Annotated in this window: 14 protein-coding genes and 1 pseudogene; 8 read left to right on the top strand and 7 right to left on the bottom strand. The window is 53.7% G+C overall.

Annotated features, from left to right (window positions below; all coding sequences use genetic code 11):
• Positions 1-133 precede the first annotated feature (133 nt).
• Both QQZ17_RS18360 and QQZ17_RS18355 read left to right on the top strand, forming a co-directional pair.
• Entirely contained in the window at positions 134-1,732 is a 1,599-nt protein-coding gene (locus tag QQZ17_RS18360) for an ABC transporter substrate-binding protein (RefSeq protein WP_152404606.1), read from the top strand.
• A gap of 9 nt (positions 1,733-1,741) precedes the next feature.
• Complete coding sequence (locus QQZ17_RS18355; protein ID WP_152404608.1) at positions 1,742-1,975, top strand: YdcY family protein; 234 nt, start codon at positions 1,742-1,744, stop codon at positions 1,973-1,975.
• Here the strand turns inward: QQZ17_RS18355 and QQZ17_RS18350 are convergent, their stop codons facing one another.
• Both QQZ17_RS18350 and QQZ17_RS18345 read right to left on the bottom strand, forming a co-directional pair.
• The gene (locus QQZ17_RS18350; RefSeq protein ID WP_152404610.1) at positions 1,976-2,425 is read right to left on the bottom strand and encodes a DMT family transporter; all 450 of its coding nucleotides are present in this window, start codon (positions 2,423-2,425) and stop codon (positions 1,976-1,978) included.
• Complete coding sequence (locus QQZ17_RS18345) at positions 2,422-2,940, bottom strand: GNAT family N-acetyltransferase (protein WP_152404612.1); 519 nt, start codon at positions 2,938-2,940, stop codon at positions 2,422-2,424. Before QQZ17_RS18345 ends, QQZ17_RS18350 begins: the two co-directional genes overlap by 4 nt.
• A gap of 37 nt (positions 2,941-2,977) precedes the next feature.
• Between QQZ17_RS18345 and QQZ17_RS18340 the strand changes: the two genes are divergently transcribed.
• From QQZ17_RS18340 to QQZ17_RS18330, 3 genes are all read left to right on the top strand, one after another.
• On the top strand, positions 2,978-3,553 hold the full coding sequence (locus QQZ17_RS18340; RefSeq protein WP_152404614.1) for a helix-turn-helix domain-containing protein: 576 nt from the start codon (positions 2,978-2,980) through the stop codon (positions 3,551-3,553).
• A gap of 57 nt (positions 3,554-3,610) precedes the next feature.
• On the top strand, positions 3,611-4,648 hold the full coding sequence (locus tag QQZ17_RS18335) for an NADP-dependent oxidoreductase (RefSeq protein ID WP_152404616.1): 1,038 nt from the start codon (positions 3,611-3,613) through the stop codon (positions 4,646-4,648).
• A 487-nt stretch (positions 4,649-5,135) separates the two neighbouring features.
• Entirely contained in the window at positions 5,136-5,801 is a 666-nt protein-coding gene (locus tag QQZ17_RS18330; RefSeq protein ID WP_152404620.1) for a GntR family transcriptional regulator, read from the top strand.
• Positions 5,802-5,857: 56 nt separating this feature from the next.
• On the opposite strand, the gene pqqU is transcribed toward QQZ17_RS18330, so the two are convergent.
• Positions 5,858-7,978 carry a TonB-dependent receptor PqqU gene (gene pqqU, locus QQZ17_RS18325; protein WP_152404622.1) on the bottom strand — a complete coding sequence of 707 codons (2,121 nt, stop codon included), beginning with the start codon at positions 7,976-7,978 and terminating at the stop codon, positions 5,858-5,860.
• A gap of 264 nt (positions 7,979-8,242) precedes the next feature.
• Here pqqU and yncE point away from each other — a divergent pair, with 264 nt between their 5' ends.
• Complete coding sequence (yncE, locus tag QQZ17_RS18320; protein ID WP_152404623.1) at positions 8,243-9,304, top strand: 7-bladed beta-propeller protein YncE; 1,062 nt, start codon at positions 8,243-8,245, stop codon at positions 9,302-9,304.
• A 118-nt stretch (positions 9,305-9,422) separates the two neighbouring features.
• Positions 9,423-9,554: pseudogene (locus QQZ17_RS18315) on the top strand (YncE family protein); the annotation flags it as partial.
• Between the two features lie 175 nt (positions 9,555-9,729).
• Here QQZ17_RS18315 and ansP read toward each other — a convergent pair.
• The gene (gene ansP, locus QQZ17_RS18310) at positions 9,730-11,172 is read right to left on the bottom strand and encodes an L-asparagine permease (RefSeq protein WP_152404624.1); all 1,443 of its coding nucleotides are present in this window, start codon (positions 11,170-11,172) and stop codon (positions 9,730-9,732) included.
• Between the two features lie 229 nt (positions 11,173-11,401).
• Complete coding sequence (locus QQZ17_RS18305; protein WP_152404625.1) at positions 11,402-12,943, bottom strand: methyl-accepting chemotaxis protein; 1,542 nt, start codon at positions 12,941-12,943, stop codon at positions 11,402-11,404.
• Between the two features lie 402 nt (positions 12,944-13,345).
• Here QQZ17_RS18305 and QQZ17_RS18300 point away from each other — a divergent pair, with 402 nt between their 5' ends.
• Positions 13,346-13,963, top strand: coding sequence for a glutathione S-transferase family protein (locus QQZ17_RS18300; protein WP_152404626.1), 618 nt, complete (start codon positions 13,346-13,348; stop codon positions 13,961-13,963).
• Between the two features lie 101 nt (positions 13,964-14,064).
• Here QQZ17_RS18300 and QQZ17_RS18295 read toward each other — a convergent pair whose 3' ends face one another.
• Positions 14,065-15,375, bottom strand: coding sequence for an MFS transporter (locus QQZ17_RS18295; protein WP_152404627.1), 1,311 nt, complete (start codon positions 15,373-15,375; stop codon positions 14,065-14,067).
• A 71-nt stretch (positions 15,376-15,446) separates the two neighbouring features.
• A complete protein-coding gene (locus QQZ17_RS18290) occupies positions 15,447-16,643 on the bottom strand; it encodes an L-talarate/galactarate dehydratase (RefSeq protein WP_042318970.1) in 1,197 nt (398 codons plus the stop codon).
• Positions 16,644-16,939 lie beyond the last annotated feature (296 nt).

Raw genomic sequence — 16,939 nt, 5'->3', positions numbered from 1 at the left:
AACAGAAATTCTGTGGTGAAAGATCCAACAAAAATGCGTGGATTCGCATAACCTGAGACAGATTTGTTATTTTTCAGTTGTCTTAATCTATGCTCCTATAACCCCCTCAATAATAACGAAGAAGGTTCATATCATGTCCACAGGGAAAACGCTGCTCGCGCTGGCGCTCAGTACCGTGTTACCAACGGGTGCCGCGCTGGCGGCAAATAACGACACCCTTGTCTATTGCTCGGAAGCCTCGCCAGAATCCTTTAACCCGCAAATTGCCAGTTCTGGCCCGTCGTTTGTCGCCAGTTCACAGGTGCTGTACAACCGCCTGATCAATTTCGACCCGGTAAAAAACACGCCGGTGCCGTCGCTGGCGACGGACTGGACTATCTCTGAAGATGGTAAAACCTACACCTTTACGCTGCGTCAGGGCGTGAAGTTCAACAGTAACAAGTTCTTCAAGCCGACCCGCGATTTCAACGCAGATGACGTCATTTTCTCGGTATTACGCCAGAAAGACGCGACACATCCGTACCACAATGTGTCGCAGGGCAGCTATGAGTATTTCAACGACGTGGGCTTCGATAAGCTGATTAAAGAGGTGAAAAAGGTCGACGATTACCACGTGCAGTTTGTGCTCAGTGAACCTAACGCCGCGTTTCTTGCCGACTGGGGAATGGATTTTGCCTCAATTCTTTCTGCGGAATACGCCGATGCCATGCTGAAAAAAGGGACGCCGGAAAACGTCGATAACTGGCCGATTGGCACCGGTCCGTACGTCCTGCAACAGTACAAACAGGACTCGCAGATTCGCTATCTGGCGAACCCGAATTACTGGGACGGCGAGGTGCCGACAAAGCATCTGATCTTCGCCATCACGCCGAACGTCCAGACGCGGATGGCGAAACTGCAAACCAACGAATGTCAGATTATCCCTGCGCCATCGCCGGTACAGTTTGATGAAATCAAGAAAAACAAAGACCTGGCGCTACATGCCGTTGAGGCGCTGAACGTCGGCTATCTGGCCTTCAACACCGAGAAAAAGCCGTTTGATAATGTGCTGGTGCGCCAGGCGCTGAACTACGCCACCGATAAGCAGGCGATTGTGAAGGCCGTGTTCCTCGGTTCGGCGAAAGTGGCAAAATCACCGATCCCGCCAAATATGATGGGTTTTAATCCGGAACTGAAGGATTACGCCTACGACCCGGAGAAAGCGAAAGCACTGTTGCAGCAGGCCGGGCAGGAGAAAGGGTTTGAAGTGACGCTCTGGTCGATGCCTGTGCAGCGTCCGTATAACCCCAACTCACGACGCATTGCGGAGATGATTCAAAGCGACTGGGCAAAAGTGGGCGTGAAGGCGAAGATCGTCTCTTACGAGTGGGGCGAATACCTTTCCGGCATGCGTAAAGGCGAGCATGACAGCGCGCTGTTTGGCTGGATGTCGGATAACGGCGACCCGGATAACTTCGCCGATGTACTGCTGGGCTGCAACAACATCAAAACCGGATCGAATGCCGCGCGCTGGTGTGATAAGGAGTATGATTCACTGGTCCAGAAAGCGAAGCTGACCAGCAAACCGGAAGCGCGCGTGAAGCTCTACCAGCAGGCGCAGGAGATCTATTATCAGCAGGCGCCGTGGATTGCGCTGGCAAACGGCAAGACATTCTACGCCACGCGCAGTAACGTGACCGGTTACAGCGTCAGCCTGATGGGCAGTGATTTTTCAAAAGCAAAACTGAATTAAGGAGTTTTTATGTCGCACCTGGATGAGGTCAGCGCCCGTGTCGATGCCGCCATTGATGAGGGCGTCATTACCCATATGAACGAACTGCTGGTTGCCCTGAGCGAGGACGCGCAGTTAAGCCGTGAAGATCGCTACACGCAGCAGCAGCGATTAAGAACGGCTATCGCGCACCACGGTCGTCAGCATAAGGAAGATATGGAAGCGCGCCGCGAACAACTCACGAAAGGCGGCACGATCCTCTGATCAGAACTGGCGTCTGGCGACGAGCCAGGCGCCGACCACCAGCATCACTGCGCCGCAGACCGGGCCGATTAAGGCTCTGAGCGGAACGCCGTGACTGCGTAAAATATCCAGCACGAGACCGCCAATTAACTGGCTGGCGACCAGCACCGCAATGGTGGTCGCCGCACCAACATGTTGATAGCCGCTGATGCTGGCGAAAACGAAAAACGAGCCCAGCAGACCGGGGATCAGTGTCCACCAGCGCACGCTGGAAACCAGTTCGCCAAATCCCGCCACGCCCTGTTTAAACCACAAAATGCTGACAAACAGCACAATCCCGACCAGCGAGTTCAACAGCATGGCGATCAGGATGGTCGATGAGGTCTGTGTAATCCGCACCATCAGGGTGTTTTGTACCACCAGACCGATACCGGCGGCGATAAGAAAGGCGAGGGTGAGCGACTGGTTCATCCGCGTGAGTCCGGTTCGAGGCGGTCGTCAAGCTGTAACTGCATAAAGGTCAGATCCAGCCAGCGGCCAAATTTAGTGCCTACCTGCGGCATCTGCGCGGTAGTGTTAAACCCGAGCGTCTCGTGCAGGTGTAGTGAGGCGTGGTTCTGCGACTCGATACCGGCGACCATCACATGTTTACCACAGCGACGGGCTTCATCAATCAGCCTGCTCAGTAACTGGCGTCCCAGACCTTTTCCCTGATGATCCGGATGGACATAAACCGAATGTTCGACGGTATGGCGGAAGCCATCAAAGTTGCGCCAGTCACCAAACGAGGCGTAACCCGTGACAACGTCACCTTCCACGCTTACCAGCACCGGGTAACCTAGCGCCTGCCGCGCTTGATACCATGTAATGCGGTTATCGGCATCGACCGTCTGATCGTTCCAGATGGCGGCCGTGTGCAGCACCGCATGGTTATAAATCTCTGCGATGGCGGCGCAGTCCTCTTTGCTGGCGAATCGAATAGACATGTTGAACCTCGGAGCTTGTTCACTATAGTATTACGATATGAATACTATTGAAGACAGCATAAATCAACGGATCGGTGCAAGAATTCGCATTGAACGAGAATCCCGCAGCTGGTCGCTTACCGAACTGGCTGAACGGGCGGGCGTGTCGCGCGCCATGATCCACAAAATCGAACGCGGCGAAAGCAGTCCAACGGCGACGCTGCTCGGCAGGCTCTCCGGGGCGTTTGGCATCAGTATGTCCATGCTGATTGCTCGTGCCGAAATGCAGGAGGGTAAACTGTCCCGTTTCGCCGATCAGCCCGTGTGGCACGATCCGCAGAGTCACTATCTGCGCCGCCATGTGTCGCCGCGTAGCGATCTGCCTATCGATCTGGTGCAAATTGAATTGCCAGCGGGTAGCGATATCCCCATGCCAGCGTCATCGTACGTTCAGGCCCGGCAGCTGATCTGGCTGCAGCGGGGCGAACTGGTGTTCGTCGAAGGGGATACGCGTCACGAGATGAAGGCGGGAGATTGCCTGGAGCTGGGGCCGCCAAATGACTGTCGTTTTATCAATGAGACGACGCAACCCTGCGTTTACCTCGTTGTGCGCTTAAACCAGGCCGGGAGTTAATGACCGCGGCGGCCTGCTACTATTGATGGATTCATGCCAAAAGCAGAGGAGAACATCATGGCTCAACAAACACAGCGTAATCGTCGTTGGGTGTTAGCATCCCGGCCACATGGCGCACCGGTGGCGGAAAATTTCCGTCTGGAAGAAGACGATGTCGCCACCCCTGGCGAAGGTCAGATTTTACTGCGCACGATTTATCTGTCGCTCGACCCGTATATGCGCGGACGCATGAGCGATGAACCGTCATACTCGCCGCCGGTCGAGATTGGTGGTGTGATGGTTGGTGGCACCGTCAGTCGTGTAGTGACGTCAAATCATCCTGACTATAAACCTGGCGAATGGGTCCTGAGCTACAGCGGCTGGCAGGATTATGATATCTCCGACGGCACGGGGCTGGTGAAGCTTGGGGATCATCCCGAGAATCCGTCGTGGGCGCTCGGCGTGCTGGGGATGCCCGGATTTACCGCCTATATGGGATTGCTTGACATCGGTCAGCCGAAAGAGGGCGAGACGCTGGTCGTGGCGGCCGCAACCGGCCCTGTCGGCGCAACGGTTGGGCAAATTGGCAAGTTGAAGGGGTGTCGCGTCGTGGGCGTTGCTGGCGGTGCGGAAAAATGCCGCCATGCCACTGACGTGCTGGGCTTCGATGTCTGTCTGGATCACTATGCCAGCGACTTTGCTGAACAACTGGCGAAAGCTTGCCCACAAGGTATTGATGTCTATTACGAAAATGTGGGCGGGAAGGTGTTTGACGCGGTGCTGCCGTTGCTGAACACCTCGGCGCGGATCCCACTCTGTGGTCTGGTTAGCGGTTATAACGCGACAAACTTGCCGGCGGGTCCCGACAGACTGCCGCTGCTGATGGCGACCCTGCTGAAGAAACGGATCCGACTGCAGGGGTTTATCATCGGTCAGGACTACGGACACCGCATTCACGAATTTCAGCAGGAAATGGGGCGCTGGGTGAAAGAGGGGAAAATCCACTACCGCGAGCAGGTCACTGACGGACTGGAGAACGCGCCAGAGACTTTTATCGGCCTGCTGACCGGTAAAAACTTTGGCAAAGTGGTGATCCGTCTGGCCGACGACGCGTAAACAGAACCTGGCGGCGAAAGCCGCCATTAAAAAATAGGCAAAATTTTAAATTCCAGCTTTAATTATACCCTTAATAAGTCGAGTTGCAGGACAAAGCCCAAAGGGCTTTGAACAGCGCTAGCGCTGGCCCCGAAGGGGCGAAGCCGAAGGCTGAGTCACGCGGCATGGGAGTGACAAATTCGTCGGGAACGAATTTGACCAGCCGCAGGCTGGCCTTCGGTGAGAGACAGGATGTCTCTCATTAATCTCCGGGAGCTTACTCGAGTAAGTGACTGGGGTGAACGAGCGCAGCCAACGCATCTGCAACTTGAAGTATGACGGGTATATATCACCGCGTAACCGACGAATAATCTGTCGGGGCAGTTAAAATAACGTGGGTAAATTACTTGTTGTTTACGTTTTACATTTTTCATACCAGGCGATATTTATATCAATTAGGCGATTTAGCTTAATTGCGATTGGTTATGTTATGAGGTGAAGAAATAGAATGCCTGGTATGGAAAAAACGCAACATTTAAGTCTGACTACACAAGTTGAAAGAGGACTAAAAGACAAATTAAGCATTGGTGCTTTACGTCCGGGTGCCAGGCTTATCACCAAAAATATCGCACAGGAGTTGGGGATCAGCATCACCCCGGTCCGGGAAGCGCTGCTACGGCTGGTCTCCTCAAGCGCATTGGCTATCGCGCCCGCACAGGCGTTCATGGTTCCGGATATCACAATGACGAGGTTTAGCGAGATCGTTCACATCCGCTGTGAACTGGAAGGTATGGCGGTGATGGCGGCGACGGGCGAGGCCACGCCGGAACGAATGGGCATTCTGCATGCGCTTCTGGCGGACTATCAGCAGGCTCACGAGAGCGGTACGATAGAAGACCGGCTGTTGGCAAACCGGGCCTTGCGCTTCAAAATTTACCAGTTTGCCAATATGCCTACGCTTGTCGAAATGATCGAACAGCTTTGGGTGCGCATGGGGCCGAGCCTGCATTTTCTTTATGATATGGCAAAGCAGGAAGCCTATCAGCACAACGTCGGACATTATCAGGAATTGCTACGCGTGATGGCGACCGGAAATAAAGACGCCAGCCGTCATTGTTTAATTGACCTGATACATAAAAATGTAGTGGTAATTAAACAGCAATATAGTTATTAAGCATAGCTAAAATATAGCGGGGAAAATCCCCGCTCGTGCGGCATTAATAATCAGCCTTACTCAAAATGCCAGGCCAGGTTGACGCCAACGCCATAGTTTCGCCCTGGCGCAGGTTCGTAGTAGCGGCCATTCGATTCATTCACGATGACCGAGCCGACATACTCTTTGTCGAACAGGTTATCGACGCGACCAAATACATCTACCGTCAGACGGCTGACGTTAAATTTATACCCGGTATTCAGGCCGACGACGGTATAAGACGGCGCTTTCGCGGTATTTTCATCATCGGCCATGATATCGCCCATATAGCGTGCATCGGCACCCGCATACCAGCCTTCATCAGGAACGTATCCCAGCGAGGCGAACCCCATGTTCCGCGCGATGCCGGGCATCCGGTTACCGTTACAGTTCTGGTCGCTACACACGTTACTGCGATAGGTGGCATCCAGCCAGGTCCACGACGCGATGAACCGCCAGTCTCCGGCAACGCGTTGATCCCAGGCGAGTTCCGCGCCCTGGCGGCGCGTTTTACCGGCATTTTTATAGGTCGTGCGTCCTCCGCTGCTGGAATCGACCACCAGTTCATCATCGGTATCGGTCTGGAAGAGCGCCGCCGTCAGCAACCCGTCACCGATCCGGGTTTTACTCCCGATTTCCACCGTATCGTTGGTTGAGGGTTTGAGCGCAAAATTCATCCCGCTTTGTCCGTCAGCGCGATAGGAAAGCTCATTGATGGTCGGCGTTTCGAAGCCACGGCCTGCGGCGAGATAGACGTTCCACCCATCGGTTAAGGCGTATTTTAACGAGCCGGCTGGCAGCCACTGATGGTAGCTGGCCTCACCGCTGTCATCGCCATTACCCGGCGTGACGTAACGATCGTTGGAATCGAACCACACTGAACTGTAGCGCACGCCGGCATCCAGCGAGAGTTTGTCGGTCAACTGCCACTGGGTTTGCAGATAAGGATCCACGTTCCACATCAGGTTGCGTTCATCGCGGCGCAGACTGCCTTTTTGTCCGTACTCCGGCACACCGTTACTCAGGCGATAGTTGTTATAGCCTTTACGGTTTTCACTCATGTTCTCGTAGTTCAAACCGGTGGTGAAGGTCACGGGGACACCCAGTTCACCACGATGCGTCCAGCGGCTGTCGATGCCCTGATAATGACGTTGCAGAGCGATCACGCCGCCTGCATGAGAGGGGCGAAGCTGGGGCGTGATGGGAATGGACTGGTACTGCGTGGTTTCGCGCTCTCCGGCGTACATCATGACGCTCATGTCATCCCGCGCGCTGAACTGGCGCTCATAGCGCAATCCGGCCTGGGTCTGTTTGATGGTTTTGCGCGTGTTGTATTGCTCAGCGCGAGGGGATTGCCGCGGATCTTCCCGCCATTCCGTTTCGCTGAGGCCACCCGGATCGTCGGCTTTGATGTCGACACTGTTAAAAATCAGGCTCAGTTTACTGTCGTCATCGAGGCGTACGCCCAGTTTTGCGTTCGCCAGATTTTTCTGCGCGCCGCTGCGGTCACGATAGCCATGGGTGGTGAAACGGGTGGTGGAGACCGTGTAATCCACGTCGCCTGGCTGGGTGCCATCACCCATCGCGCCCGTGGCTTTCAGCCCATAACGCCAGCTACCGAAACTGCCGTAATAGCTGCTCGCTTCTATTGTCGGCGGCTGCTGACCGGTTTGGGTGGTGACATTCATCACGCCACCGGAGGCATTGCCGTACAGCGCTGAGAAGGGGCCGCGCAGCACCTCAACGTTCTGCACGCTGCTGAGGTCAATGTTCGAGGTCTGCCCTTGACCGTCCGGCATGGTGGCGGGAATACCGTCCACATACAGACGGATGCCGCGAATGCCATAGGTGGAACGGGAGCCGAATCCACGTAGTGAAATCTGCAAATCCTGCGCATAGTTTTGCCGGTTTTGTACCTGAAGTCCCGGCACGCGGGTCAGCGATTCTGACAGGTTGATGCGCGGCGCTGCCAGACGCATCTCATCGCCGTCAACGACGCTGACGGCTGCTGGCGTATCCAGCTCTGATATCGCCTGGGGTGACGCGCTAACGATCATCGTCTGGGCATCGGTCGAGTCATCAGCCATCACTGGCGATGAGAACACGAGCGGGAGAAAAAGTGCGGGAACTGCGGTATGTCGTGCGGAAATAATCTTCATGAAAAAGGCCAGTTAAATTGAACGTACCCAGCGGTATGTAAGTTCTATGTTAATGGATTTGTAAAAATATGAAAATTTTAACGGCACGATGCGTTAATAATTGATGGAGAAATTAAGAAGATTGTAGCCAGAATGCGAATAAATGCTCCACATTCACACGAATAATGATTACCATTCCCATCTATAAAAAAGAGCAATACCATGATGTTGCTCGTTGAAGCGATGTGAAGCAGCAAAAATAGCGATTTATCAAAGGGAGTCGTCATGCATTTTCGTCATCTGTTTTCACCGCGCCTGCGGAGTTCATTGCTGTTAGGTTCGCTGCTGGTTGCTTCGTCATTCAGCGCCCAGGCCGCAGAAGAAATGCTGCGTAAAGGCGTGGGCAAAGGTGCCTACGAAATGGCTTACAGCCAGCAGGAAAACGCGCTGTGGCTGGCTACCTCGCAGAGCCGCAAGCTGGACAAAGGCGGCATCGTTTATCGTCTTGACCCGGTGACGCTGGAAGTCACGCAGGCCATCCATAACGATCTCAAGCCGTTTGGCGCCACCATTAACAATGCGACCCAGACGCTGTGGTTCGGCAACACGGTGAACAGCGCGGTGACGGCCATTGATGCGAAAACGAGTGAAGTGAAAGGGCGACTGGTCCTCGATGCCCGTAAGCGCTCAGAAGACGTGCGTCCGCTGCAGCCGCGTGAACTGGTTGCCGATGAAGCTACCAACACGGTTTATATCAGCGGTCTTGGCAAAGTGAGCGTGATTTGGGTAGTTGATGGCGAAAAAATTGCGCTGAAAGAGACTATCCAGAATACCGGTAAGATGAGCACCGGTCTGGCGATCGATAGCCAGGCGAAACGTCTGTACACCACTAATGCCGATGGCGAATTCATTACCATCGATACCGCCACCAACAAAATCCTCAGCCGTAAAAAACTGCTGGATGACGGTAAAGAGCACTTCTTTATTAACCTGAGTCTCGATACCACCGGTCATCGCGCATTTGTTACCGACTCAAAAGCGGCCGAAGTGCTGGTCGTTGATACCCGTAACGGCAACGTGCTGGCGAAAATCGCCGCGCCGGAATCGCTGGCTGTGTTGTTTAACCCGACGCGCAATGAAGTCTATGTGACGCACCGTCAGGCGGGTAAAGTGAGCGTGATTGATGCGAAGAGCTACAAAGTCGTGAAAACGTTTGATACGCCGACCTTCCCGAACAGTCTGGCGCTGTCAGCTGATGGCAAAACGCTGTACGTGAGCGTGAAACAGAAATCCACTCGCGAGAAAGAAGCCACTGAACCGGATGATGTGATTCGCATCGCCCTGTAAGACGCCAGAGGGCGGTAATGTCTAAGACTACCGCCTGATGGCGCTTCGCTTATCAGGCCTACGCCTGAGGAGTGTCGTAGGCCGGGTAAGGCGAAGCCGTCACCCGGCAGATACATGAAATACGCCAACCTTCCCGAACAGCCTGGCGCTGTCAGCCGATGGCAAAACGTTGTACGTGAGCGTGAAACAGAAATCCACTCGCGAGAAAGAAGCCTCTGAACCGGATGATGTGATTCGCATCGCCCTGTAAGACGCCAGAGGGCGGTAATGTCGGGCACCGGCGCTAAGACTACCGCCTGATGGCGCTTCGCTTATCAGGCCTACGCCTGAGGGGTGTCGTAGGCCGGGTAAGGCGAAGCCGTCACCCGGCAGATACATCAAGGTGCAATCTGATAAGGCCTGCCCGAAAGTGCAGGCCTTATTATTTATGGCGCGGTGCGGTGTATTTCCGCCACGCGTTTACGCACGCCGTACCAGCCGGCGACCAGCAGGATGGCAATCAGCGGCAGAGAAGCAATGGTCCAGGTTCCGTTCGGATAATCGAACGCCATCAGCACCAGAACGCTCAACAGAAACAGCAGCGTTAACCACGAGGTATACGGCGCGCCAGGCAGCCTGAAGCTGACGTCGGCGGCTTTCCCTTCTTTGATGGCCTGACGCAAGCGCAACTGGCAAACCACGATAAAGCCCCACGAGGCGATGATCCCCAGCGACGCAAAGTTCAACACGATTTCGAAGACCTGTGACGGGACCAGATAGTTGAGAAAAACCCCGACAACATACACCACCAGCGTCGCCAGAATCCCCGCATAGGGCACATGCTGACGGCTCATCTTACTCATGAATTTTGGGGCTGAGCCGCCCATCGCCATTGAGCGCAAAATGCGTCCGGTGCAATAAAGACCGGAGTTCAGGCTGGAGAGGGCGGCAGTCAGTACGACGATGTTCATCATACTGCCAATGTAAGGAACGCCGAGCTTCGAAAAGAAGGTCACAAACGGGCTTTGTCCCGCCTGGTAGGCGTTCCATGGCAGCAGCAGAACCAGCAGCACCACGGACCCGACGTAGAACAGGCCGATACGCCAGATCACGCTGTTGATGGCTTTTGGCACCATCGTCTGCGGATCTTTACACTCGCCAGCGGCGGTTCCCACCAGTTCGATAGAAGCAAAGGCAAAGACCACCCCTTGCACCAGCACCAGCGCTGGCAGCAGGCCGTGGGGGAAGAACCCGCCGTTATCGGTAATCAGATGAAAGCCGGTGGCATTACCGTCCAGCGGTTTACCCGAGCCGAGGAAAATCGTCCCGACCACCAGAAAGAGGACAATGGCCAGTACTTTGACCAGTGCAAACCAGAACTCCATTTCGGCAAACCACTTCACGCCGATCATGTTCATGGTCCCCACAATAGCCAGCGCGCCGAGCGCAAAGACCCATTGCGGAACGTCACCAAACGCGCCCCAGTAGTGCATATACAGCGCGACGGCGGTGATATCGACAATGCCGGTCATTGCCCAGTTGATGAAGTACATCCATCCTGCGACGTAGGCGGCTTTCTCGCCGAGAAATTCACGGGCGTATGAGACGAAACTGCCGCTGGAAGGGCGGTGTAAAACCAGTTCGCCCAGCGCGCGCAGAATAAAGAACGAGAAGATCCCGCAGACCAGATAGACCAGCGCCAGCGCCGGACCCGCCATCTGCAGGCGTGCGCCAGCCCCCAAAAATAACCCGGTTCCAATGGCGCCGCCGATGGCGATCATCTGAACCTGACGGTTGCCCATCGCTTTGTGATAACCCTCTTCATGGGCATTCAACCAGCGTCGTTTCGCCGCGTGCTGCTCCGACACCGTTGTCTCTTGTGTATTCATTACGTTACCTGTTTACCTGTCTGATAAGTCGAACTTTTCGTCGCAACCACCTGCTGCGACGCAGGGGGTGCTTCCCGTCATTCTGGGTAGGGATAACACCACCGGCGGAGCATCCTACCTGCAAATAATAAACGGTGCAAAATAGTCCATTCCGAATGGTCAGATTGCGTAATAATCAACCAGAACTGAAGTGAGAACCCGCTCTGAACAGGCAGAGCGGGAGGGAAGATCAGGCGGAGGTGCCGAAGACGTGTACCGCCTGTTGCAGGCGTGAGGAGCGCCCGGAAAGATTGCCAGCGGCGTCCCTGACGCTTTCCACCATCGCGGCATTGTTATCGGTCATGGTGCCAATGCGGGAGATAGAATCGTTAATCAGTTCCAGCGCCTGCGTCTGTTCGCGCGTCGCAAGGCCAATTTCTTTAATCATGGTCGACATCTGGAACACGTCGTCGATCATCCCGGTCAGATGGGTTTCCGTCTGCTCAACCATGCTCACCCCGGCGTTTACGTTGGCGACGTTCTTCTCAATCAGCGACGCAATCTCTTTGGCGGCCGACGCGGAGTGCTGCGCCAGATTCCGTACTTCAGCGGCAACGACCGCAAATCCGCGTCCGGATTCTCCGGCGCGGGCGGCTTCAACCGCCGCGTTAAGCGCGAGGATATTGGTCTGGAAAGCAATACTGTCGATCACGCCAATGATATCGACGATCTGCCCGTTATCGCGGGAAATCGACTGCATCATGCCGATCGTCTGCTTCATGAAGTCGCCCCCTTCGCTGGCGTTAGCGCTGGTTCTGTCCGCCATCGTCATCGTTTGTGCGGCGGTATCTGCCGTTTGCTGCACCGCGCTGCCTATCTCTTCAATCGCGGCCGCGGTTTGTTGCAGGTTGGCCGAGGTCTCTTCGGAGCGCTTATGCAGCGCTGAGCCTTCCTGACTGACGCGGGTACTGATCTCCTGAATACCGGCAATTTGGGTACTGACATCGTCTACCAGTGAATTCAGATTTAATCCGGCCTGATTAACCAGACGCATCATCATCCCCAGTTCATCGACGCGATCTAAATGAATGCTGTCGGGTTTTCGCCCGGCGACCACTTTCTGCATCTGCGACAGGATCTGTTTAACCGGATGACAAATTTGATACTTAAGGTAAATAGCCAGCAGCAGAAATAAGAGGGTAAACGCGCCTGCCTGAATAAGCGGATTGATCGCTAAGAAAATAATAGCCAAGGCGAGAAACAGACTGGCACCAATAGCATAATTGACACGTTGACGGATGGATAACCATTTAAACGCGGATAAAAAGGCCAGGATGCCACGGCGAATAATAATGCCCTTAAATAATCGATGGCCCTTGAAATTGTTATTATTTATCTTTTGATAAAGCTGCTCACTTTGCTCAATTTCCTGACGCGCAGGAACAGTGCGTACCGAGATGTATCCGGTTAACTGTTCGTTATGCCAGACGGGGGTAACGTTGGCGCGAACCCAGTAATGGTCACCATTGTGACGACGATTCTTGACCATGCCGGTCCAGCTGTCGCCCTGTTGCAGGGTAAACCACATATCAGCAAAGGCGGCAGGCGGCATATCCGGATGACGAATGATATTATGCGGTTCGCCCATCAGTTGATTTTCGCCAAATCCACTGGCGTCGATAAACGCTGAATTCGCATAGGTAATATGGCTTTGCGTATTCGTTGTAGATAAGAGCGTCGCTTTCTCGTTAAGTAAAAACTCTTTCTGTGTAACGGGAATGTTACTTCTCATGAAAGACTCCTGGTGATACTGTGCGGAATAAACACAAAAATCCGTCAGCTCGGGCAGACGGATAATAGAGATTGATGTATTTAGAATGCTGCATTCTCTACTAAACATAAGAATGACGAAAGTATTTAAAATGAAATTTACACGCTTTAATTAAAATGAGATGTCAGTAAAATGAAAAATAAATACAACTGCGCAACCTGAAAAGTACAGGGTGTTCTCTTAAGTAAAATCTAACCAATAAAACGATGCCAAAAAGAAAATAGGGTCGTTCAATTGCGGTTAAGATCATTCGTTTTACTGACCTATTAATTTTTGTAGGGAGCGGTTGGCAGGAACGTTCAGAAAGCCATGCCAGAAATGCAGGTTACTCTACACTTAGAGTTTTAACCTGCAGGAGGCAGTATGATTAAGGTTTACGGGGCGCCAGGGTGGGGGTCAGCGATCGGCGAATTAATGCTTACGCTGGCGGACATTCCGTATCGTTTTATTGATATCAGCGGTTTTGATAGTGAAGGGCCGCAGCGCGATCTGCTGAAAAAAATCAATCCGCTGTGCCAGGTACCGACGCTGACGCTTGAAAATGGTGAGGTGATGACCGAAACGGCAGCCATCGCGCTGATGGTACTCGATCGTCGCCCCGATCTGGCTCCGCCCGTTGGAAGTACAGAGCGCCAGCAGTTTCAGCGCCTGTTAATCTGGCTGGTGGCTAATATCTATCCGACATATACCTACGCTGACTATCCGGAACGCTGGGTTCCTGATGCGCCCGCACAGTTGAAAAAGAACTGTATTGAATACCGTAAATCACTCTACCTCTGGCTGAACGACCAACTGAGCGCCGAACCGTATGCCTTCGGCGAGCAGTTAACCCTGCTTGATTGTTATCTGTGCGTGATGCGCACCTGGGGGCCAGGTCATGACTGGTTTCAGGACAATACGCCGAATATCAGCGCGATAGCGGACGCCGTGTGTCAGCGGGCAGAATTACGCCAGGTGCTGAAAAACAACGAGATCATCTGAGAGAAGGTGACACTGGCAGCGGGTGAAAGCGCAATAAAAAAACGCTGTTCCGAGGAGTGCAATCCCGGAACAGCGGGGCGAAGTCTTCGCCATAGGGACTATCAGGCAGCAGACGGGGTTAGCGTAATGCGATCCAACGGTCCAACAATAAACAGGTAGGAAATAAGGCCAATGAGCCCCATTGAGCCGACGTACAGAATGGCGAAGTCAAACGACTGGGTATTGGCCAGAATTACGCCGATCACCAGCGGAGTGACGATACTTGCCATGTTGCCGCACATATTGAAGACCCCCCCCGCGATGCCCAACATCTCTTTCGGCGACGTATCGCTAAGGACGCACCAGCCGAGGTTGCCAAACCCTTTGGCGAAAAAGGCCAGGCTCATCGCAGCAATGACCACGAACTCCGAAGAGGTGTAGTTAGCGATAACAATCACGCAGGAGAGCAGCATGCCGCAAATCACCGGCAGTTTACGCGCGATGGTGAGGCTGTAGCCGCGTTTGAGCAACCAGTCGGAGAAGACGCCACCGAGCAGGCCGCCGATAAATCCGGCAATCGCCGGGATACTGGCGACAAAACCCACTTTCAGTATCGACATCCCCTTGGCCTGGTACAGGTAGGTTGGGAACCAGGTCAGGAAGAACCAGGTGATAGAGGTGACGCAAAACTGCCCGATGTAGACACCGATCATCATCCGGTTGACGCAGACGCTTTTGATCTGGGCGAACGAGACCTTCTGCGACTCCTTTTTACTGCCAAGCATCGGTTCACCGCCACCCTCGCGGATATAGTCAATCTCCTGTTGATTCACTTTGGGATGGTGCATCGGATCTTTGATTTTAATTAACCAGAAGACGCCGAGAATAACGCCAATCGCACCGATGTAATAAAAGACAAAATGCCAGCTCAGGTTATGCAGAATAATAGTCATCAGCGGGGTAATAATCCCCAGCGAGATATACTGTGCTGCCTGATAAACCGAGGTGACAAAACCTCGCTCATTATTCGGGAACCACTGTACGCTTAAGCGACTGTTTGCCGGGAAGGCAGGCGCTTCGATTGCGCCCATCAGTAAACGCAGAATAATCAGGACAATCAGCGGGCTGGCGTACAGATAGATGGTGCCCTGAAACATGGTCACCAGCGACCAACCGATCAGCGCACAGCCATATACCAGACGCGAGCCGTAGCGGTCTAATAACCAGCCACCGGGTAATTGCATTATCACATAGGCAATACCAAAAGAAGAAAAAGCCAGTCCCATTGCTTCCGGGTCAAAGCCTAATTCCTTACTCATAATCGGCGCGACGACGGATAACGTTGCCCGGTCGGCATAATTAAATACAGTGGCAAGAAATAAAAATATAAGAATGCTGTAACGCACTTTGGTGCGCTTTATCATTGTGCTCATTCTCTACTCCTCGATAAGGGCAGAAAGCGTTCTGTAAGGTAAGAGGGCGGGAATGATTCCCGCCAGTGTCATCAGGGGCGTTTGCCAAATTCACAGCTTAATTGGGTCCAGCGGCGAGCCTGCTCGCTCAGGGTGAAGCCCAGACCGTGGCGATCGGAGATCCACATGCGACCGTCGCGCAGTTCAAGCTGTTCGTTGAACAGCGGGTTCAGCCACTCGAAATGCTCCAGCCACGGCTCCAGCGGGTAGGCGGCGGACAAATGCAGGTGAACTTCCATGGCAAAATGCGGCGCAAGCTTACGCCCGTGCTTCGCGGCCAGATCCATAATCTTCAGGAACGGTGAAATACCGCCAACGCGAGGAGCGTCTGGCTGGACGAAGTCGCTGGCGTTCCCCAGAATCAGCTGTTCGTGCTCGCGGAAGCTGGTGAGCATTTCACCGGTGGCGATGGGCGTATCCAGCGCGGCGGCAAGCTGAGCGTGACCTTCAACATCGTAGGCGTCCAGCGGCTCTTCAATCCAGATAAGATTGAACTGTTCCATTTTGCGCCCCATGCGGATCGCCGTTTCACGATCCCACTGTTGGTTGGCATCGACCATCAACGGGAAGTCATCGCCCAGCGCTTCGCGAACGGCGGTTAAGCGGCGGATATCCTCGGCACAGTTGGGTTGCCCAACTTTCAGTTTGATCCCGCCGATGCCGTTTTCGCGTGAAATCACGACATTTTTCAGTACCTGATCGAGCGGGGTATGCAGGAAACCGCCGGAGGTGTTGTAGCACTGCACGGAATCCCGGTGCGCGCCCAGCAGTTTAGCCAGCGGCAGGCCAGCACGCTTGGCTTTCATGTCCCAGAGGGCGATATCGATAGGGGAGATGGCCTGAACCGCCATTCCGCTGCGGCCAACGGATGCGCCTGCCCACAGCAGCTTGGTGTAGATCTTATCGATGTCATTCGGATCTTCACCCAGCAGGTTGTCGGCGATTTCTTTGGCATGAGCGTAAATGCCCTGACCACCGGCTCGTTTTGAATAGCTGAAGCCGACGCCTTCAAATCCATCGCGACTGCGGATCTCGGCAATGATGATCGCCACTTCGGTCAGCGGTTTCTGGCGACCGGTTAACACTTTGGCGTCACTCACCGGGGTCGCCAGCGGCAGAAATGCCAGTGACAGCTTCACCCACTCGATGCGATCGCCGGTTTCCGCTGCCGTTCTGGCGTTGGCTGCTTTGGCATAGGTTACGGCGTCAGAATTCGCGCTTAAGGACATGTCATTCTCCTGATTGATGTAAAATGATTGCGCTAACATTTCTATTCTGATGGCAGAAATTAATCCAGAGAGTTGATGTTGAATTGAACAATCGATCACATATGGCGAATAAAAAAGGGGAATTCCTGCAAAACAGGTCACGATCCAAAACAATCTGGTAAAATGCACAACATTGAATGATGGCGCTAACATTTCATTGTGCGAGGGGGAAAGTAAGCTGCTGTATTTGCGGCGTTTCCTGGTCAGAAGCTGGCAATAGCCACCGGCATGATGAATAATGCACAGATAAATCAGTG

Origin of the sequence: Citrobacter sp. T1.2D-1, from assembly GCF_950098555.1 — a bacterium.
Lineage (GTDB): Bacteria > Pseudomonadota > Gammaproteobacteria > Enterobacterales > Enterobacteriaceae > Citrobacter_A > Citrobacter_A telavivensis.
Note: the sequence above shows the minus strand (reverse complement) of the source record. Positions and strands in the feature narration are given on the sequence as shown.